This window comes from Oceanobacillus sp. FSL W7-1309 (assembly GCF_038002145.1).
Classification (GTDB): Bacteria; Bacillota; Bacilli; order Bacillales; family Amphibacillaceae; genus Oceanobacillus; species Oceanobacillus profundus.
Map to the genome: position 1 here is coordinate 120,282 of NZ_JBBOBX010000001.1, position 21,627 is coordinate 141,908.

Genomic DNA, 21,627 nt, shown 5'->3' on the forward strand with positions numbered 1-21,627 from the left:
ACTATTTCTTTTGATAAACTGGATTCCACTTTAGGAGTCTGCTCTCTAATAGCTTCGCAAGAGAATCTGCCAGCTTCCCTAAAAGTGCGTATAGTAATATCGCTAGAACAACGATATCAAGTTGCATAAATTCTCGGGCATTATTTGACATGTAACCAATTCCAGAGGAAGCTGCTACTGTTTCTGCTACGATTAACGTTACCCACATTGTTCCCAGTGCATATCGAATTCCAACTAAAATAGATGGCAGTGCTCCCCTCAGTACAATTTTTGAAAAAAGCTTCTGCCTTGATAATCGATAAACATTCCCCATTTCAATTAGCCCCTTATCAACCGAACGAATGCCGTGATACGTGTTTATATAAATTGGAAAAAAGACACCAATAGCTACCAAAATAACTTTGGGCTCTTCACCAACCCCAAACCATAATATAATAAGTGGAATTAAAGCTAAATGTGGGATATTACGGAACATTTGAACGGTAGTGTCTAAATGTTTCTCCGCAATCGGATATATTCCATTTAATAAACCAAAAATTAACCCTAATCCACCACCGATTATAAAACCGGTTAATGCACGGTTAAAGCTAATAAAAATATGAGTCCACAGATCTCCATTCACAGCCATTTGAGCACCCGCTTGAACAACTTCCAAAGGGGGAGGCAATATGCTGCCTGAAATTGATCTGTTCATTGTAAATAACTGCCAACCCAATAACAATGCTACCGGAATTATCCACGGGGCTATTCGGTCATAAAAACTACTAGTTTTTTCTTTCACTTTTTTCACTTCCTTTTACTTACATAATTCATCCGTGAACTTATGAACTATGAATAGAATGTTTGGTGGTACACACCTAGATTTCACTTATGCAGATAGGAAGGTCTATACTTTCCTATCTGCTAAGCTAGCCATTAATTAACTGATTTTAATTATTTATTTTCTGGATACCAAATGTTCTCTGTGAAGTCTATTTCATTATTAATTAACCCAATGTCTAATAAATCTTTTGCTTCGACTTGTAAATCTTCTATTGCTTGATTGTCTATAAACTGTACATTGGATTGTTTTCTTGCTAAGACCGTTCCCCATGTGGCCGAAGGAATTTTGGTCGCTTCTTCTAATAGCTCAGCTGCTTCAGTAGGATCCGCATCAATACTCTTGCCAACTTGTGATAAGTGTTCAATGAATAATTCGACTACCTCAGGAGCTTCCTCGGTTATCTCAGAAGTCGCAAAGTAAAATGATCTGTATGGAACAATATCTTCTGCTGTCTGTAAAACCACATTCCCTCTAGATTCAGCATCAGCTAAATATGGATCCCAAACAACCCATGCATCTACCTCTCCTTTTTCAAAAGCAAGACTAGCATCTGGTGGATTAAGAATGACAGATTCAATATCATCAATCGATAAATCGACAGCGTGAAGCGATTTCGTTAATAAATATTGAGCAATCGATGCGTTATTATAAGCAACCTTCTTCCCTTTTAAATCTTCAAGAGACTGTATATCGGAATTTTCGCTTACTAAAATCCCCTCCGATGTTGGGGCAGATGGTTCACTAGCAATATATTTAAAGTCACTTCCTTTATCTAAAGCAAAAATAGACGGAATATCCCCGGCTCCTGCAAAGTCAATACTTCCAGAATTTAATGCTTCAAGAATTGAGCTACCAGTATTAAACTCCGACCAAGTAACTGTATAACCTAGATCTTCAAGTTCTTTTTGAAGCTCCCCATCATTCTTTAGAGTCAGTGTTGTGCCATTTTTCTGATAACCGATTTTGATTTCATCCGAGGAACCTGCAATCGCACTGCACCCTGCAAATAGAACGGATAGCAATAATATACTGAACAAAATGAACATGTTCCTTTTCGAAAAATAATCCATTTTATATACTCCTCTCACCTATACTGTTTGCCGTATGCTAATAATCTCATGCACCTTGGGTATAACCTTTTCACCTATTTCTTGTATTGTTTCTAAATGCGGGAAACCCCGTAACAATACTTTATCGAATCCTAAATCAGCAAATGCAACAATCCGTGCTGCAACCTGATCTGGCGTTCCAACGAGTGCAATCGAATTTCCAGACAATACCTGGGTCAGTCCCGCCCACAAATTAGGGCCAATCTTAAAATCATTTTCTCGCCCTTCTTCCATTAATTGGTGCAGCCTTTTTACACCAACGGAATCACCTTTTGCTGTTGCCTGCTTTTTCTCGTTTAACAAATCAATTTCAGCCTTTGTGAGCAGTCTATCAGCATTCTTATAAGCTTCTTCTTCTGTCTGACCTAATACAACTTGAAAAGAAACACTATAACTCAATTCCCGATTGTAAGCTGCTGTCCGTTTCTTCATTTCGTTAATTCGTTCTTTCGTATTTTCCAGTGTTTCCCCCCATAACATATAAACATCAGACTCCGCTGCTGCTACGTCCTTACCAACATCTGATGCGCCACCAAAATATATTTTTGGTATAGCTTCAGGCTTTGGAAATAATGTTGATCCTTGAAGTTTATAAAATTCACCTTCATGATTAACGGTTTCTTCTGTAAATAGTCGTTTCAATACTTGAATATACTCCCGAGTTCTCCGGTATCTTGTTCCATGATCCAAAAAATCACCATCAGCAGCTAAATCCACTGGAGAACCTCCTGTTACCACATTAACGAGCGCTCTTCCTCTTGACCAATAATCTACTGTAGCAAACTGTTTAGCAAATATAGTTGGTTGAATCGAACCCGGGCGAATCGCAAAAAGAAATTTTAAGCGATCTGTCTGACCGATCAAATTAGCTGCAACAACTAGGGAATCCAGGCACCCTCCACCTGTTGGCAATAACAATGTTGAGAATCCTCCTTTTTCTGCTGCTTGTGCAATATCCCTAATATATTCAAATGTAGGCAGTCTTTCCGAACTTTCATCTGTCCCTGTCCAAGGGTTCACTTTTCTGCGTGAAGCATTATTGCTGGATGCGCCAACAAACTCTCCATCGCCTGATGTTGGTGCCATTGTAATAAATTCAACCATGTTAAAACCTCCACAATGTTATATATTTAACTTCTTTTTTCAAAGCCGTTGATATAAGAATAAAACTGCAATCAATCACATAGTAAAGTTATTCATTTCCAACTTTTCTCATCCTGTGTTCCTGTATATCAAGCTTTTGTTTTCCAAGTACACTCGATAAAAGTTCTTCTTCTAACTTTGCAAATTTTGGATTTGATCGAGTTCTTGGTCTTGGGAGATCTATTCGCAAATCCAGTTTCACCGAACCGTTTTCAATTAAAATAACACGGTCCGCAAGCTTAATTGCCTCACTCATATCATGAGTAACCAGAATCGTTGTAAATTTCTGTTTCAACCAAAGTTCCTCAATAAGTAACTGCATTTCTAACCTAGTCAACGCATCAAGCGCTCCCAATGGTTCATCAAGAAGCATCAATTTTGGTTTTGATGCCAATGCTCTAGCTAAAGCAATCCGTTGCTTTTGTCCTCCTGATAAAACGGCTGGCCACTCTTTTGCCCTCTCTTCTAAGCCGACTTGTTGTAAAGCCCACTTCGCTTGTTCCATCCATTCTTTCTTTAAACCTAATCCAACTCCAACATTCTCCAGAACTGTTAACCAAGGCAATAACCGAGCATCTTGAAACATAATTCGTGCCTGTTTATTTAAACCATCTAATAGGATATCATCCTGCTTAACCTCTCCGGTGGTTGCTTTCTCAAGGCCAGCAATATGTCTAAGCAAGGTACTTTTTCCGCATCCACTCTTTCCAACAATTGCAATAAATTCACCAGGATTGATACGTAGATCAACTTCACGCAATACTTCTAAATGTCCAAAGGATTTTTCGAGTTGGTTGATTTCCAATTCGACACCTAAATTTGTCATTCTAGAGAGAGCCTCCTTCTCATTCATTTTTAAAAACTAGGAGCAATTTCATTTTCTGGCAACTCTGATTGATGCAAAAGTAAATTGGACTTAATTCTATCTTCAAATTGGTCAAATGAGATTGAATTGCTTAACTGAAAAAACTGAATACCATCATTTCTAGCTTTTTCATATGACAGTTCACAGAATGTCTGTGGTGGGGCAACGAATGCCTCCACACCTTGCTTTTCAGCAAATTTTAATGCTGCACCCCTTCTTCCTTCTTTTAAATGTACAGCTGGATTTTCATAGTCTGCAACCTGTTTAGTTTTTGAATTATAAATCCGTAAAACCTTTCCTTCAACAATTGGTACGATAAACTTCCTTTCATCCAGTACTGCAGCAATAATCATACTTTTCTCTCCTCACTTCTTTGTATTTTTCTTTATTCTACAAAACTAGCTCCCAGGCTTTTCCGTAAAGCGGAATTAATATCAGCTTTTATATCCTCAGCATCTTCTAATCCGACCGATATTCGAATTAATTCTGGTGTAACACCGGTAATTCGCTGCTCTTCTGGTGATAATCTAGAGTGGGTCGTACTTGCCGGATGGATAACAAGTGTTTTTGAATCACCTACATTAGCGACATGTGATAAAAGCTTTACCGATTGGATAAACGTTTTTGCCGCTTCAAGTCCTCCTTTTATGCCAAATGTAAAGATTGCTCCTGCTCCACGAGGTAAATAAGTTTCCGCAAGCTCAAATTGACCATCTCCTTTTAAACTAGGGTAGTTTACCCATGTTACAAGTTCATGCTCATTTAAATACGCAGCAATCTGTTTCGTATTTTCGACATGCTGTTTCATTCGAAGCGACAGTGATTCAAGCCCTTGAATAAATAACCAACCATTAAAAGGAGATAAGGCTGTTCCAAGATCATGCCCTAACTCAAATCTAGCTTTTGAAATAAAAGCACTTTCACTAGTCAGTTCCACATATGATTGGTTATTTAGTGAATCTTTGGGTGTTGTAAATTCTGGAAAGTTACCATTTGCCCAGTTAAACTTTCCTGCATCGATAATGATTCCGCCAATCGATGTTCCATGCCCACCAATAAATTTCGTTGTCGAATGAATAACAATATCTGCTCCAAATGCGATCGGGCATTGGAGATACGGTGTCGTGAAAGTAGAATCTGCAACTAAAGGTATACCGTGTTCATCAGCTATTTGGCCTAATTTTTCGATATCAGCTATTTGCAGCCCAGGATTCCCAATTGTCTCCGTAAAAATTGCCTTTGTATTTGCATTAATCGCATTGGTTATTTCTGAGAAATTTGTTCCATCAACGAAACGAACCGTTACACCAAAACGTTTAAACGTTTCAGAGAAAAGATTGTACGTTCCACCGTATAATGCATTTGTTGTCACAATCTCATCTCCTACTTTTGCAAGTGTTAATAAAGCGATTGTGATGGCTGATTGTCCAGAAGAAACTGCAAATGCATCCACACCACCCTCTAACCCTGCTAGGCGTTTTTCAAGGACCCGGTTAGTTGGGTTCGCATTACGTGAATAAATATATCCTTCCTCCTGCATTTGAAATAGGGATGCAGCATGATCTGTGCTTTCAAACCCATAGGATGTTGTTTGATAGATAGGTACAGCCCTAGAATGTGTTACCGCATCAAGTTCTTGTCCCCCGTGCTGTGCAATAGTATTAAAATTTAAAATACCATCATGTTCATTCGTCATTTTTTATATCTCCTTTTCATTATTTAATGGCAGCAAAACTAATTTAATTAAACAGATAGGTTAACTTGGTTTAACAGATAAAAAAACATCGCTTTTAAAAAATGTTTTTCAATAACAAAGAGGCTGAAAGTGTTTTTATCAGTAAACATTCAAACATGATTGACAAAAATATCCGATTCGGAAATATACTTAGAGCATCAAGCGACAGATGGTGAGCACCCTTGTGATATGTACCCCAATGTCTCACCCATGCCCCTTCCGTCTACGTATATTTTCTGCGCTAAGTTTGTCTATCGTTCTTCATTTATTTAAATACTTTAGATATCTCGCAGCCTCTTTGAATTATCACATACACCCTCCTTATTTTCAGTGGAATTAAGAATTGGCACCTTGCTACTCAACTTATGACATAATTGCTGCCGCAGGATCATTAGACCAGATTCTTCCCCAGACTCTAGATAAGGATTTTTTATGGGTCAACTAATTTGCACTGGGGGAACTCCCTACATGTTCTCTCAATTTCTCCAGTTCACTCCCTAAAAACCTCGCTACTTCCAGCATACCGTATTTTCCGCTTTTTGCTTCTGCTTCGCTATTGTAGTTCGTATTTGTGTTAATATCGTACGTGTAAATATTCCCATCCTTATCCTCAATAAATTCGATTCCTGCAATACGAATATTATTCGCCGCTAGGACACGCTCATATTTTTCTAATACTGGATGATTAAATCCCTCACGAATTTGAAACTTAGCTGGCTGGGCACTTTCTTCACCCACCGGGCAAAAAAGATCATCGATTGTGCAACCATCTGCCGGACATAATTCAAATCCCTCTGATGTATCCACACGCACAGCATAAAGGAACTTTCCATTAACAAACTCACATCGCGTAATATAGGATTCCGGAGATTCAATATACTCTTGAAGTAACGTAACGCCATCAACCGGCTCTTCAAACGACTCCCCTTCCACATAATTTTGCAGTGCGTTTATGGAAGTAAATAATTGAACGCCCAAGCCTTTACCTGCACGATTATGCTTCGTTATAAACTTCTTCCCTTTAAAAGCTTCTGCTGCTTGTAAAATATTTTCTTTCCCTACAGCTGCAATTGTCTTTGGTGTCTTAACACCATACTTTTCAAGCTCAAGATATTGCAGAACCTTGCTTACTTCAAGCTGCAGTGCACGACTGCCGTTTATTACAGTTCTTCCATGATGCTCTAACCACGCGAGTACAGCATTCGTTAATTCTGGTGCAAACCGATTTCCACGGGTATGTGACGAGGCACTCATCCGATTGTAAAAAACCCCTTCTGGAGGTGCTGCACTAAGATCAACCGTACCATTATCAAGCAACCAATCTTCATAAGGTAAATTAAGCTCTTTTAATCGATTAATTAAATGCTCTGTCCACTCATTATTTTCATGGATAACGTATATTTTACTCATTTATAATTCTCCCCTAACTTAGATATGCGTTAATGAATTACGTAATTCTTCAACCTTAGGCATTACTTGCTTTGCAAAGCGTTCCAATTCTTCAAGCTGTGGAGAGCATTGTAATAATAGTTGATCTACTCCGGCTGCTTCATAAGCTAAAATTCGCTTTGCAATTTGTTCCGGTGTGCCAACAAGATTCGGACGCAATCCCCGGTTTGATACTGAGTAATCTTGCAATTTAAGCTGTTGCTCAAGCTCTGACTTCGTTGTAAAATCTTTCATACCTGCATAGCCTGCAGCATCTTTAACTGTCGTAATACGGTGTAATTCTTCCTGTGCCTCTTCCTCCGTATCTCTGCAAATAACATAGGCAGCCATACTAAATGATTGCAATGCTTCTTTTTCAGCCTTCTTTCTACGTCTCTTCATATCTTCAATTTTATTCCTAACTTCTTCCACCGTTCCGCCATGCATCACATATGCGTCACAATAAGCTGTAATAACTTGCTTTCCTTTTTCACTCTCACCACCAGCATATAAAATTGGATTTGGCCGTTGAACTGGCTTTGGTGATAAATTTGTATTTTTAATGTTATAAAACTTTCCATCATAAGAAAATGTCTCTTCCGTCCATAATCCTTTTAAAACTTCTAAAAATTCACTTGTACGATCATAGCGATCATTATGCTCTGTAAATTCTCCACCATACTGTTTGGCCTCTTCCTCCCACCAACCAGAGACAACATTTAAAGTGAATCGACCATTGCTAATTTGGTCAATATTTGCGGCCATTTTAGCAGTTACCGCCGGGTTATGGAATACCGGTCGGACAGCGGTCATAATTTCCATTTTCTCGGTAACAGCTGCCAGTGCTGCGGCAGTTGTCCATGCTTCAATAGAATCGGCTTCAATCCCTTTAATATCATTCAAATATAATTCAGCTATTAACGTTGTATCATAACCCCACGTTTCAGCGTGTTGAATGACTTTCTTTGCGTAATCAAATGTTGGTGGCATATTTTCATCCTCTACATTCCTTAGCCATCCACCAAAAATCGGTAACCAAAACCCATATTTCATTGTTCCATCTCCTCCTAACTTCTGTTCAACAAAAAACCTCTATTCTAGGATAAGAATAGAGGTTTTACATATTATGTATGTATGCTCTTCTTATCTTCCAAGCAGTCCGCTTGATGGAATTAGCACAGTATTCTTAAATGAACCTGTTGCCGAGGATTCTTTGGGCCATGTCCCTCCACCTCTCGTGATAAGATAAATCAAATAATGAAGTTGTTGGTTGAATAATAATATAGAACTTAAGAAATGTCAATCAATTAATTCTTATAATTCTTAGTTGACTTATATGATTTGATATATTAGAATATATCCAACAATTGAAAATTCTTATCAAGAGAAGCTGAGGGAACTGGCCCTATGACGCTTCAGCAACCACTAATTATTTTAGAAAGGTGCTACTTCCAGCAAGATTTTTTCTTGAGAGATAAGAGCTGATAAATGATGTAGTGTACCCTCTTTTCTCTTTTTAGAAGAAAAGGGGGTTTTTTACTCGTATTAAATATTTAGTACCTGTCAACTAAATTTAAACTGTGAACTAACTGCTGTGGTATGAGCAATTCCGCTAAATATACACAATGATCTAGCACTAGCGGTGGAAACAAACAGTGACTTCTGCCGGGGGACGGAGCCATAGTGAGACTTCAAAAACGACAGTTCAAAAAGGTTCACGGGTCCCCCGAATAAAGCGTAGTGTGTTTCCGTAGCGAGTATACGTACCAATCCATCATTACGGATTAGTGCAATTTCTCAAAAGTCTAATATTAACCAGTGTTTCGTAGAGTACAAATAAAAAGCTAAAGGAGAATGTTTACATGAGCGAGATTGTAATTCTATCCGGAAGTCCTTCTGAGTTTTCAAGATCTGAGCAGGTGCTTAAATATTTGGGTACTTTATTAGAAGGTGAGCAATTCTCAGTAACGCATATTTCCGTAAAAGATGTAGCCTATGAAGATTTATTTCAAGGAAATTTCAATAGTACTGCTGTTAAAGAAATTGCAGTCAAAATCCAACATGCCAAAGGACTAATCGTCGGATCACCAGTATATAAAGGAGCATATTCCGGTGTACTAAAAGCTTTGATTGATATATTGCCACAGGATATTTTGAAACATAAGCCAGTACTACCGCTTATGACAGGTGGAAGTCCCTCCCATTTACTTGCTGTCGAATATACGTTAAAGCCGGTTCTTGCTACATTAAAAGCACATAATTTAAAAGGTCTTTACCTATTGGATAGACAGATTGATAAGCAAAATTCCCTTCCAATTATTGATGAAGATATTTTACAACGAACAAAAAAACAACTCTTTTACTTTGTTCAGCTTATAAATAATCCAGTTGCTAGAGAAGTTGTTACGTACTAAAGATGCTATTCAATAATAAAAAGGGAGAAATAATATGACAAAAAAGCGTATTTTTTTAAATGCTTTCGATATGAATACTCCGGGACATCAATCACCTGGACTATGGACACATCCAGATGATCAGTCGCATCGATACAAAGATAGTACCTATTGGACTGAGCTTGCAAAAACATTAGAAAATGGAAGATTCGATGCAGTCTTTATTGCAGATGTATTAGGGACCTATGATGTATATGGTGAATCCCGTGATGCAGCAGTAAGAAATGGTGTGCAATCACCAGTTAATGATCCATTTCTAATTGTTCCATACATGGCAGCAGTGACAAAGCATCTCGGTTTTGGAATTACTGCTTCTGTGACACATGAGCATCCATACACATTTGCTCGTAAAATCAGTACGTTAGATCATTTAACAAATGGACGTATTGGCTGGAACATCGTTACCTCTTATTTAAAAAGCGCAGCTGTTAATATGGGATTAGAAGATCAGATTAATCATGATGAACGCTATAATATTGCGGAGGAATATTTGGAAGTTTGCTATAAGCTTTGGGAAGAAAGCTGGGAAGATGATGCGGTAAAGCTTGACAAAGAAAATCGCGTTTTTACAGATCCAAGTAAAGTTCATGATATTAACCATCAAGGAAAATATTACCGGGTCCCTGGTGCTCATCTATGTGAGCCTTCTCCCCAACGGACCCCTGTTCTTTATCAGGCGGGCGCATCCAAAAAGGGGCGTGCTTTTGCAGCTAATAATGCGGAGCTTGTTTTCATTGGCGCACCAACGATTGCAACAGCAAAAGCAACCGTGGATAAACTGCAAGAAGATATCGAACGGGCAGGAAGATCCAAAGATGAAATAAAAATTCTTACGATGTTTGTACCGATTGTTGGCAAAACAGAAGCAGAGGCTAAAGAAAAATATAAAGACTATCAACAATATATAAGTGCAGAAGGTGCACTAGCACTATTCGGTGGGTGGACTGGAGTCGATTTATCCCAGTACGCAAAGGATCAAGAAATCAGTTATATCGAAAATGATTCGATTCGGTCCGCACTTGAAAATTTCACAAAAATCCATCCTGATCGACCATCAACAGTAGAGGATGTTATCCAAACAATTGGTATTGGTGGAATGGGAGCAACGGCAATTGGCGCTCCCGAACAGATTGCAGATGAGATGGAGCGATGGGTCAACGAAGCTGGTATAGACGGATTTAACATCGCATATGCCATTACTCCAGGGTCTTTTAATGATTTCGTTGAGCTCGTCATACCTGTTTTACAAGAAAGAGGGCTTGTTCAAACCGAATATGAAGGAAGTACTTTAAGAGATAACTTATTTGGAAAAGGCGATAAGCTCCTTGATACGCATCCTGGAAGGAAAAAACACTTGCTTGTAAAGTAGAAATAACTAAAAAAGAAAGCATGCCATTTCATTATAGGCATGCTTTTTTACTGGTGAGTTTACCATTCAATGTCTGTGCTCCTCACTATGTATTACTTCTTCCAAAAATGTTTCAGATTTCGTATGATCATGTTCATCACAGTAATAAACAACTGTTTTTATTTTATGAGAAATATCACATACATATGAATATCTAAGGAGGTTTTTCATATACGAACCCTCATGAGAACCTACTTCCAATACAGTTGTATCCGTACTATATTCTACCCAATTATGATGTGATGATTCCTTATCATTACTCTCATGCTCTATTACTTCTGCATTCACTGTATTATATGACACTGCTAGGACAATTACTTGGAGAAGAACCACTGCAAAAATCAATTTTTTCATCAATTCACCCACTAATTTAAAGTCATTAAATAATTTCTGCCGTTTTTTATGAAAATATACATTTAGACTCAATTCTCTTGTATGGAAATTAAAAACAGGAGCACTATCCCTATAAATGATAGTACTCCCATTATAACTTTAAAGGCTTCTCAGTCTAAAATAATATTGCTTTTATTTCTCATAAACCTCATCGCTCTCATCACTTTCCACAGGTTGTTCCGGTCCGCCACCTACTACATAATCTTCCGGTGCATCCTCAAAGTAATCGGACGGATTCGGTGCTGCCGAAGCATTATTGCTGATACGGATTTCAACCGTATAAGTCATCCGAACAAATTCATTAAATACACCCATGTCCACGACGGTACCTTTCACTTCAGGGGAATCAACATATTTCACAATATAGTTAATATCGGCACCTTTCGAGTGATATTCTTCATAAAACAATCTTGGGAGATCGCCTTCTAACTGACCTCGAAAATCACGTAAATAAGGACTTCCTTCTGAATAAGTAACGGTAATATTCTTATTATCTTTATCCGTCAGCTTTGTTCCTGCCTCAACGGACTGTGAAATAAGTGTTCCGTATGAAACATCTGTGCTAAATTTATGTTTTACTGTCACGAGTAGATCAGGATAATTTGCCACAGCTTCTTCTGGAGTCAGCTCCCCAAAGTTCGGAACTTCAGTAGCTTCTCCCAATGAGACAACAACTTTCATTTTATCCCTTTTAGCAATTTTTTCATCTGGTGCTTCACTCTGACTAATAATATTCCCGGCTTCAATCGTGTCGGAATCCGATTCTTCATATGTCATTTCAATTTCATTGGTTTCTGCCCATTTTTCTACTTCTTCTTTGGCTACCCCAGCAAAATCAGGTATGTTGATATTCTTCTCGAAAACTTCTTTTCCTTTTGAATAATAGACAGCAGCACTATCTTTACGCTTGTATTCTGATTCATCAATGTTGCTATCCCTGATGGAAAACTGAATAAAGCCACCTTCTTCGATATCATCGCTATATTCTGTGACCATCTGCAAATTTTCTGCTTTATTTTCATCAATCCAGGTTTGCGCTTCCTCATGTGTCATCTCCGAAAAATCAACAAGCGGAATAACCTCTTCTGGGTCAGCTCCTAAGCTGCTAGTTAATTGAAGCGTTTTTCCTTTTCTAATCTTTTCTCCAGGAGATACACTTTGCGAAATAATCTGGTTTGCATCATACTCCATACTATATTCCTGCGCTAATTCAACCTCTACATCATTTTCACTTGCCCAAGCACGTGCTTCTGAAACAGGCTTGTCCACAAAATTTTCAACTTTCACATGAACAAGCATATAGTAAATGAAGAATATCAAAACACAAGCTATGACAGTTCCAGAAATAATCAGCCACATCCGGCGTCTTTTTTTCTTTCGATAATCCTGATCAATTTCTACTTCTTCTTCTGCGTCTTGACGGCGACTGCTTCTGGAAGAATTAGACTCTGACTTAAGCGGGGTATTACGCTCAGGTACTGTTTCTTCACTTTCCGCAGCAGAAGCTTGTTCTTCCTGCTTCCGCTGCGTTTCTATTTTTTCCTGCTTAACACTTTTCTCTTCTTTCTTATCTTTTATTTCTTTGTCTTCTTTTTCATTTACCAGATCATCATACTTGTCTTTATTAAACTTTGATAAAAAATCACTCATAGGAAGACAGTGCACCCTTCCTCAAATGGAAAGCCTGATCAGACTGTAAAGCAATTTCATTGGAGTGCGTTACCACAATGACACATTTCCCGTGTTCATGTGCCAATTTTTTAAAAATATCAATAATTTCCTGTTCCATCTCTTCATCAAGGTTTCCTGTAGGCTCATCAGCAAGAATTAATTCCACATTGGTCGCGAGAGCTCGGGCAATAGCCACACGCTGCTGCTCCCCCCCAGAAAGCTTATTAACGAAACGATCTGCTTTACTTTTTACAATACCAATATAATCTAGTAAATTATAAGCTACTGTCTTTGCATCTTCTGGAATTTCATTTTCCGTAATCGTCATAGGAACCAGTACATTTTCCACAGCTGTAAAGGTCGGTATTAAATTATAGCTTTGAAAAATAATCCCGACATTATTACGACGGTACTTTTCATAGCCAATTTTCTTAATGTCTTCTTCATTAAATAATACTTTTCCGCTATGGGGCGAATCCAAGGCACTGAGTAATGATAACAAGGTGGTTTTCCCTGAACCGGACTGCCCTAAAATCGTATAAAACTTCCCTTTTTCAAAAGAGACAGATGTATCCTTTAAGATATAACGACGTTGTTCGCCATCTTGATAATAATAATTTAAATCTTTCGCTTCTAATATCATATTCTCACCTCTCTAGTAATGAGCGTAACCTCTCTATTACATCAGTATTTTCTTCGGATTTAGCCTTACAATATAAATTAGCGGGATAACCGTTGAAATTAAAATAGTTAACAGGCCAATTCCATAGAAGCCCAGAACATAGCTTGAGTTAAGATTTACCTCATAAGAGTCTATGACATCCTCTGTTGTCAAATCTATTTGTGTATCACCAAAATAAATATACTCTTCATAATACTCATCTTGATTCTCATTAGCTTTCATCATCATATCAGATACCTGTCCAGCTAAGAGATTCCCGCTAAACAAGGATAATGTGATACCAATTACTGCAACCACCATCACTTCAATTAGAATTTGTCCTACCACACGGATCCGTCGTTCCCCTAAGGATAAGTAAATGCCCAGTTCGCGTTTCCGGTCCCGGAGGAATAGTAAAACTACTAATCCAGTTATCAGCACCGTTGCAATTACTGCAACAAGCAAAACATATTTTGCTAGTTTGGACATCGACTCCATTGGTCCTGCGATGCTATCGTATTGATCCGTAGCATTGATTACAGTATAAAATTCGGGCAGCAATGGAGCTACCTCTTCTTCAAATGCTTCACTATCTTCAGGGCTGTTTAAATAAAACATCGGTGTGTAATATTCGAAAGAGTCCCCTTCTTCTTCCATCATTTTTGCAAATTCTTCATCCTCTTTCATATATTCTTCCATATGATATCTATTTTCGCTGGCGACAATCTCATTTGGAACATATACTGTATTTTGATACTCTATGTCCATCCAATCTATCATACCGGTATCTGAGTCTACTTCTATATCTTCTTTAATTGACTGCGGTTCAAATAAGCCAATTACTTCCAATACGACATCTCGAGAAGTGACTACATCCTCTTCACCTGTTTCTTCATCATACGTATAGACTGCATTCTCTAATGTAAAAGTATCACCTACATTTAGATCATTTTTTTCTGCCAATTTATTTGAGATGATAGCTACAGAAGTGCCATTGTCCACTTCATCTTGGGTAAAAACGCGACCATCAACTAATTTACCCTTCTGTTCTTCAAAATCAATCACGGGAGCATAGTTAATTCCATTCAGCTTAAAGTCCATGCTGGGGCCCATCATAACTACTTCATCTTCCGTCCCTTCACCCTGATAGCTCTCAATGCTCTCTGACCCTAGATAGGTAGACGTATTATAATCAAAGTATTTCACATAGGAAAGCGCACCAATTTGTTTTATCAAATCAATGTCTATGTTTTCAATCTCTAGCCACTCTTCCTCGCTTAGATCTTCCACTGCTTCATGATCGAGCTCGAGCGTTGCGGCAGTTCCCAGTCTATCTTTAATATTCGTTTCTACATTACCAGTTGCCTGTTGAATAGAAATTGCTCCTGATATTAAATTCCCTAAAATAAAAATAACTGCTAATAAAATTAATGATTTCCCTTTTTTTCTTGTAATACCTAAAAACCCACGTTTAATAAAATTCATTCCAAACCCCCTCACTAAAATAATTCCACTTTTGCCAATAAATCCACTTATGAATAAATATATGTATGATAGATGTTATTCAAGGCTCCCTTGGAAGCTAACTCTCACCTCACTCTATTTAATTGTATTATTTTTGTAATATAAATGTATTATATTCGTAATACACCAGAAAAACAACTAATATTTTAAAAAAAATCCAAAATTTGTATTTACTTATTGATTGGATAAAATTACCATTTCCATCATAATCAATTTTACAGAAACCTCTCCTAGAAACTAGCAAACTCTGTATTTGATAATATATTGTCCTAAGACAAATGAATGCATAAAAAATCCTTCTAAGATTTCTACTATCTTAGAAGGATTTTCTTAAGTTACACCATACTTGTATTACTTCTTTGAATACTATTATTTTAATAACCCCTCTGGGAAGGTTGTTAAATCAATATTAAATATAAGCGGCAGCATAAAATAAGCAAATAAAACAATGAGTATCGTTGAGAACACATTTAAAGCAAATCCTGTTTTTACCATTTCGATAATTTTTAGTTTTCCAGTCCCGAATATAATCGCATTTGGCGGCGTTCCAACCGGCAGCATAAATGCACAGTTAGCCGCAATGGCACATGGAGCCATTAAAGCAAGCGGGTGGACATCAATCGCAACTGCTAAAGCACCTAAAATTGGCATAATCATAGTCGCTGTAGCTGTATTAGACGTGATTTCTGTTAACATCATAATTAATAAAGTTGCACCAGCAATAATGATAAAGATATGGAGACCATCGAGTATTGTAAGCTGTTCTCCTAGCCAACTAGATAAGCCACTTGATTGGAAACCTGCTGCAATTGCAAGTCCTCCACCAAATAATAACAACACACCCCATGGAATGTCTTTCGAATCAGCCCACTCGAGTACACGCGGACTCGCTTTTGCGGGGATTAAAAATAATAGAACAGTTGCCATCATGGCAATCATCCCATCTGAAATTCCTGGTAATTGGTAAATCAGTGCACTTTCTCCACTCCAGAAAAAGTCTTTTGAAATCCACATAAAAGCGGCAAAAACAAAGACGGCTGAAACAACGCCTTCTTCATAGGAAATTTTCCCAAGCTTCTTTCTCTCATCTTGGATCAATTCTTTTCCACCCGGTATCTGTTTAAGATTAATCTTAAAAGCAATTTTTGCTAAATAATACCAAGTACTAAGCAGGACTATGATCATGAGTGGTGTTGCAAACAACATCCATGATGCAAAGGAAATTTCGATGCCAAATAGTTCTCTAACCTGTCCGGCAAGTATTATAGTTGGAGGTGTTCCAATTAAGGTCGCAAAACCGCCAATCGTCCCAGCATAACCAACTCCAAAAAGCATTGACTTTTCAAATTTTGGCAAATCTGATCCATCTTTTTGACCTTTAAGTGTAGCAGCTACTTGTGCAGTTATTGCAAGAGCCATTGGAATCATCATCATTACCGCCGCTGTATTAGAAACCCACATCGATAAAAAGGCGGTAGCCGACATGAATCCAAGTAAAATCCGTTGTGTACTCGTTCCAATAACAGCTATAATGAACAGGGCGATTCTTCTATGTAAATCCCATTTTTCCATCGCCGTCGCAATAAAGAAACCACCTAAAAACAAGAAAATAATATCATTTCCGTAAGCAGAAGCAACCGCTGAACCTTCCATACTTCCTGTCAGTGGCAGTAAAATAAGGGGCATTAAGGACGTCACCGGAATCGGAATCGCTTCTGTAATCCACCACGTAGCAATCCATAGAGTAGAAGCTAATACAAACCTTCCTTCTGTTGATAGACCTTCTGGAAAGAAGAAAATTAGTGTTAGCACAAATAACATCGGTCCTAATATTAATCCAACCTGTTGACCTTTTGAGTAAGGTTTTTTCTCATTTGGTTTATTTGGCTTAGCATCTTTTTGATTCAGTTGTTCATAATCACCTGACTCCTTTTTTAAGGCTTGACTGTCTTTTTTAGCATAAGCAAACACGTTAAGTGCATCTTTTGTTTTCTTATGCTGCTGCCACATTTTGTTCCAAACAAGGGCAAAGTCTTGTTTCATCATATCCACCTCTTTTTCAAATATTTGAAAGCGTTTACTACATTATTCATGAAACCAGAAGCTACGTCTAGTTTATTTAATTAAATGAAACCAGCTTCTAAAAAAAGAGGTGCGTCAATTGTAGCTTTATATTTTTGTAAAGGCCGACCTAAAACTTGGTAAATTAATTGTGTTTCGATTAATTTTTCTTCCTCAAAAAAACGCAGGTATTTACGTAAAGATACGTGTGATATGGAACATTTTTCAGCAAGCTCCGTTGCAGTAAGCCAGTCATCGATTTCAATCAAACATTGCATGATACGAAAGGCAGTTTCTTTCGTAATTCCTTTAGGCAGCGTATAGACTTTATTTTGTCCGCCCTTATGAAATAATCGGTCAACTTCTTGCTGCGAAAAAACTTCACTTTTATCTAGCTTGTTCAAACGGTATCGATTTAAAGCTTTTTGAAAACGTTTAAAAGAAAATGGTTTGATTAAATAATCGACAACACCAAAGCGGTGTCCCGTTTGAACCGTTTTCGCATCATTAGCTGAAGTAATTAGGATCACATCCAAATCTATTCCTTCTGCTCGAATTTTTTTCAGTAGGTCGAGACCATTCGTCGTGCCGATATAAACATCAAGCAGAAGTAGATCAGGTTGATGTTGCTTAAGTTTTTTCAATCCATCTTCGAGCGTATGTGTATCAAATATAAGTTCAAAACCGTCTATTTTATTTAAAAATAGACGGTGAAATCTACTAACATCTACATCATCTTCAATCATTGCAACCTTAATCATTTGCTTAGCTCCTTTCTGTATAAGGAATGTGAACCGTAATAATAGTCCCTTTATCTTTTTCAGATAAAATGTCTAATGTTCCATTAAGCAGCTGAATTTTCTTTTTGATATTGGCTATTCCATATCCATGATCACCTTTTTTTGAACTTATTAAAACTTGTTGCTCGCTTGCCGAAAACCCAATGCCATTATCTTCAATCACATAACGCAGCACTCCACCGACTTGCTTTAATGTGAGTGTCAGGTTTTTATGCTCCTTATGCTTCATCGCTTCCCATGCATTATCACAAGTATTACCGATCACCGTAACCCAAGTATCAATGAACTCCGTATTCATGCTTGGCCAAGGTATTCCACTTTGGACATGAACGTTAACCCCCATTTGTTCCATCCAGCCAATTCTTTTAGCTAGATAATGAGCAATACTCACATCTTCAACTAGCTGGCCGACTTGGCTTGCAGCACTTGCTGTTTTCAGATGGTAACGCTCAGATATATCTGCAATATAATCTTTTAATTCTTCATAGGATTCTGTTTCAACCATCGCCTGAATGATATGAAGTTTATTCATAAATTCATGTGTTTCACTTCTTAAGCTATGTGCATACACTTCTGCTCCAATAAGTTGTCTCATTAAGTCATTGAGTTGGCTTCGTTCATTAAAGGTTGCCAGTGCACCGACACATTGATTATTGACATAGATAGGAACTCGAGTGACGATTGTTTCAACATCGCCTCTTTTGATTAGCTCATGGAGGGCAGTAGATTTTGTCTTTATCGCCTCTTGAAGTTTTAACTCTGGCCAAATAAGATCAATAGGAGTATGTTCGAATTGTCCTTGGTAGCCAGTCCGCCTTAAAAATTGCTGGGCTGTATCGTTGGCTAAAAGAACTTCTCCCGTATTATTTATCGCTAACATCCCATCATTAACAGCCTCAAGCATGGAATTTCTTTCTTGAACAGCTAAAGCGATTTCTTTTGGCTCCATGCCATTCAATGTTTTCTTCATTCGGTTAGCGAGATACCAAGCACCAATAAGACCAAGGATTAAACTTATCGCAGTAATCATAATTAAGATAATTTGATTTTCTAAGACAGCTTCTTGAATCGATTTCGTTGCAATCCCGACAGAAACAGCTCCAATTTGATTGCCTTGTTGATCCCAAACAGGATGAAAAGCCCTCATGGACGGGCCTAATGTGCCTATATCTTCTGATGTATATTTTTCGCCATCCAAGACTTCTTCAGCATCTGACCCAACAAAGGTTTGTCCAATTTTTTCACGGTCAGGATGGGTAAAACGAATTTTTTGGTTATCCATTACGACAATATATAGAAAGTCATTTTCTTCACGAACAAGCTCAACGTAATCAATTAATTCTTGATTGGTTTCTCCAACAAGTAGTGAATCTTGAATAAGTGTATTATAAGCAATGTGGCTTGCGCTAATTTGAACCTTTTCGGCTAGATTATCCTTTGTATTTTTGGATTGGTTATAAGCCACAAACAAACTCAATATTAGGAGTGATAGTATAACTATAAGACTAGTAAATAACATCACTTGGCCTTTTAATGAAACTTTCCCCCATAGTTGCTTCATCTGTCACGCACTCCTTTAAATACTGTATACAAGTTATATGAAATGGTGTTTAAGCTAGAGATAGTGACCCAATTTTGATGTATCTCATAACAAAAAAGCATTCTTCTATGATTTATCAATTTTATTTTAATTGGGAAGCTATGCGTATAGGTGCTCTATACGTTTTGTATCTCAAATCAATTGAATTTCTTTTCAGAATAAAGAGCATACGTTTATTAGTATTATACTTTTCAGTATTTGTGTCAACGTTAAGAAAGATTAATGAATCAGGGAATTTAATACCATTTGTCTTGCGTTATTTTTGTTCCATAATAGTACTTTCTCGTAAATAAAAAACTTCCTTCTAAGATATATCACCTTAGAAGGAGTTATGTTATTGTTTCATATATACATCTTTCAGGTTTAAAAGCTGTGTCGGCATTTGCGTTAGACCATTCACGTCTTCATTTACGCCCATTAAATATTCCTGATGATGGATGTAAACCATTGGTGCAATTTCAACTAATAGTTCCTGTACTTGACGATAGAGTTCCAACCGCTCATTGGGATCAACAGTTTGGCGGGCTTGATCTAATAGTTCATCAAGCTCTTCATCTTCGGTAAACGTACGATTCCCAGCATTACCCAGGTTATCTGAATGGAGTAACGGATATAGTCCATTATCTGCATCACCAGTAACCGTTGTCCAGCCGAAGACAAACATATCGTGTTCGCCATTAGCTGTTTGCTCAAGCATTGCTCCCCACTCCAGGATTTCCACTTCAGCAGTAATTCCAATTTCCCTAAGCTGAGCCTGAATATTTGTTGCAGTATCTATCCGCTGGCGATCATCGTTCGTCCAGATAGTTGTTGAGAAGCCGTCTTCGAACCCAGCTTCAGCTAGCAAATCCTTCGCAGCTTCTACATTATAATCAAGACCCGTAACCTCTTCACTATAACCAAATACATTCGGAGCGATTGGACCTTTTGCAGGTATTCCTATACCATCATAAATCCCCTCAATAATTTGCTCTTTATCAATTGCCATTGAGATTGCTTTTCTTACACGTGCATCATCAAATGGTTCCTTTGCCATATTAAATCCCAAATAAGATAATGCAGAGCTTTCTTGGCGTTGAACGGATAAGCCATCTGTTGCTTCGATTTGGCTAACATCTGATGGACTCAGTGGATTTGTAATATCCGCATCACCAGTTTCAAGTTCTGCGATACGAGTTAAATCTTCCGCAACAACTTTAAATGTTACCGAATCTAGTACTGCAGGCTCACCCCAATAATCTTCATTTTTTAACAAGCGTACAAATTGGCCTGGCTGCCACTCATCATAGACAAATGGCCCTGTTCCTTGTGGGTTTGCACTAATGACAGTTCCAGGATTTTCGCCATTTTCCATCGCAGCATAATCTTCTTCAATTTGTTCTTTTGAAATCATCACTCCACCAGGATGTGCAAGATGTGCTGGAAGTGGTGCGAATGGATACGCTGTTTTAAATTGAACGATATAATTATCGATTACTTCTACTTCCGTAATCATGTTGTACATAATCGCTCTTGGTGATCCAACTTCCGGGTCAAGTGTACGATCGATATTTGCTTTCACTGCCTCCGCGTTAAAATCAGAACCATCATGGAATGTGATTCCCTCGCGAAGCTTAAATACCCATGTTGTATCATCAATTTGCTCCCAGCTTTCGGCAAGCAATGGCTGGTTCTCCATATTTTCATCTTGTGTTACGAGTGTTTCAAAGATATTGCGCTGTACATCACTAGATGGCGTATCATTTGATGCAGCTGGATCAAGTGACACCACATCAGATTGCTTGGCAATAATTAAATCGCCACCTTGTGTTGTTTGTCCATCTGGGTTTCCTTCATCTGCATCATCTACATCATTAGGTTCGCTTGCACAAGCAACAAGCGCGATGCTTAGAAAGCCAATTAAAAAGATTAAAATATAAGATTTCTTCCGCATTCTCATGTGCTGTTTTCTCC

The 21,627-nt window shown here is 37.9% G+C and carries 18 protein-coding genes and 3 riboswitches; of the genes, 2 read left to right on the plus strand and 16 right to left on the minus strand.

The genetic code is table 11. The features are described from left to right. Position 1 precedes the first annotated feature (1 nt). From NST46_RS00560 to NST46_RS00595, 8 genes are all read right to left on the minus strand, one after another. Entirely contained in the window at positions 2-781 is a 780-nt protein-coding gene (locus tag NST46_RS00560; protein ID WP_303447595.1) for an ABC transporter permease subunit, read from the minus strand. A 152-nt stretch (positions 782-933) separates the two neighbouring features. Next, positions 934-1,893 carry an aliphatic sulfonate ABC transporter substrate-binding protein gene (locus NST46_RS00565; RefSeq protein ID WP_339316449.1) on the minus strand — a complete coding sequence of 320 codons (960 nt, stop codon included), beginning with the start codon at positions 1,891-1,893 and terminating at the stop codon, positions 934-936. Positions 1,894-1,911: 18 nt separating this feature from the next. Then, positions 1,912-3,036, minus strand: coding sequence for an LLM class flavin-dependent oxidoreductase (locus NST46_RS00570; protein ID WP_341136578.1), 1,125 nt, complete (start codon positions 3,034-3,036; stop codon positions 1,912-1,914). 88 nt (positions 3,037-3,124) lie between these two features. Continuing rightward, entirely contained in the window at positions 3,125-3,901 is a 777-nt protein-coding gene (locus NST46_RS00575; RefSeq protein ID WP_251659243.1) for an ATP-binding cassette domain-containing protein, read from the minus strand. Positions 3,902-3,930: 29 nt separating this feature from the next. Continuing rightward, the gene (locus NST46_RS00580) at positions 3,931-4,293 is read right to left on the minus strand and encodes a hypothetical protein (RefSeq protein ID WP_251659245.1); all 363 of its coding nucleotides are present in this window, start codon (positions 4,291-4,293) and stop codon (positions 3,931-3,933) included. Positions 4,294-4,325: 32 nt separating this feature from the next. Then, positions 4,326-5,636, minus strand: coding sequence for an O-acetylhomoserine aminocarboxypropyltransferase/cysteine synthase family protein (locus NST46_RS00585; protein WP_341136579.1), 1,311 nt, complete (start codon positions 5,634-5,636; stop codon positions 4,326-4,328). A gap of 357 nt (positions 5,637-5,993) precedes the next feature. After that, positions 5,994-6,101, minus strand: a riboswitch (SAM riboswitch). Positions 6,102-6,116: 15 nt separating this feature from the next. After that, entirely contained in the window at positions 6,117-7,085 is a 969-nt protein-coding gene (locus tag NST46_RS00590) for an ATP-grasp domain-containing protein (protein ID WP_339316440.1), read from the minus strand. An 18-nt stretch (positions 7,086-7,103) separates the two neighbouring features. Continuing rightward, on the minus strand, positions 7,104-8,156 hold the full coding sequence (locus NST46_RS00595; protein WP_339316438.1) for an LLM class flavin-dependent oxidoreductase: 1,053 nt from the start codon (positions 8,154-8,156) through the stop codon (positions 7,104-7,106). A gap of 87 nt (positions 8,157-8,243) precedes the next feature. Further along, positions 8,244-8,350, minus strand: a riboswitch (SAM riboswitch). A 127-nt stretch (positions 8,351-8,477) separates the two neighbouring features. Further along, positions 8,478-8,584, plus strand: a riboswitch (SAM riboswitch). 381 nt (positions 8,585-8,965) lie between these two features. Between NST46_RS00595 and ssuE the strand changes: the two genes are divergently transcribed. Both ssuE and NST46_RS00605 read left to right on the plus strand, forming a co-directional pair. After that, complete coding sequence (gene ssuE, locus NST46_RS00600) at positions 8,966-9,517, plus strand: NADPH-dependent FMN reductase (protein WP_303447591.1); 552 nt, start codon at positions 8,966-8,968, stop codon at positions 9,515-9,517. A 34-nt stretch (positions 9,518-9,551) separates the two neighbouring features. Then, complete coding sequence (locus NST46_RS00605) at positions 9,552-10,925, plus strand: LLM class flavin-dependent oxidoreductase (protein WP_341136580.1); 1,374 nt, start codon at positions 9,552-9,554, stop codon at positions 10,923-10,925. Between the two features lie 66 nt (positions 10,926-10,991). Here the strand turns inward: NST46_RS00605 and NST46_RS00610 are convergent, their stop codons facing one another. From NST46_RS00610 to NST46_RS00645, 8 genes are all read right to left on the minus strand, one after another. Then, positions 10,992-11,318 (minus strand): hypothetical protein, encoded by a 327-nt coding sequence (locus tag NST46_RS00610; protein WP_095310780.1) that lies wholly within the window; start codon positions 11,316-11,318, stop codon positions 10,992-10,994. A gap of 171 nt (positions 11,319-11,489) precedes the next feature. Further along, entirely contained in the window at positions 11,490-13,007 is a 1,518-nt protein-coding gene (locus NST46_RS00615; RefSeq protein WP_339316430.1) for a PASTA domain-containing protein, read from the minus strand. Beyond that, positions 13,000-13,671: an ABC transporter ATP-binding protein gene (locus NST46_RS00620; RefSeq protein ID WP_341136581.1), complete on the minus strand. Its 672-nt coding sequence runs from the start codon at positions 13,669-13,671 to the stop codon at positions 13,000-13,002. The genes NST46_RS00615 and NST46_RS00620 overlap by 8 nt, the downstream gene beginning before the upstream one ends. Before the next feature lie 36 nt (positions 13,672-13,707). Beyond that, entirely contained in the window at positions 13,708-15,174 is a 1,467-nt protein-coding gene (locus NST46_RS00625; RefSeq protein WP_339316428.1) for an ABC transporter permease, read from the minus strand. Positions 15,175-15,582: 408 nt separating this feature from the next. Further along, positions 15,583-17,256, minus strand: coding sequence for an SLC13 family permease (locus tag NST46_RS00630; RefSeq protein ID WP_339317530.1), 1,674 nt, complete (start codon positions 17,254-17,256; stop codon positions 15,583-15,585). Between the two features lie 80 nt (positions 17,257-17,336). Then, positions 17,337-18,035 (minus strand): response regulator, encoded by a 699-nt coding sequence (locus NST46_RS00635; RefSeq protein ID WP_095310791.1) that lies wholly within the window; start codon positions 18,033-18,035, stop codon positions 17,337-17,339. Positions 18,036-18,039: 4 nt separating this feature from the next. Beyond that, complete coding sequence (locus NST46_RS00640; protein ID WP_339316425.1) at positions 18,040-19,635, minus strand: ATP-binding protein; 1,596 nt, start codon at positions 19,633-19,635, stop codon at positions 18,040-18,042. A gap of 373 nt (positions 19,636-20,008) precedes the next feature. Then, positions 20,009-21,613, minus strand: a complete 1,605-nt coding sequence (locus tag NST46_RS00645) for a glutathione ABC transporter substrate-binding protein (RefSeq protein ID WP_341136582.1) — start codon at positions 21,611-21,613, stop codon at positions 20,009-20,011. Between the last annotated feature and the right edge of the window lie 14 nt (positions 21,614-21,627).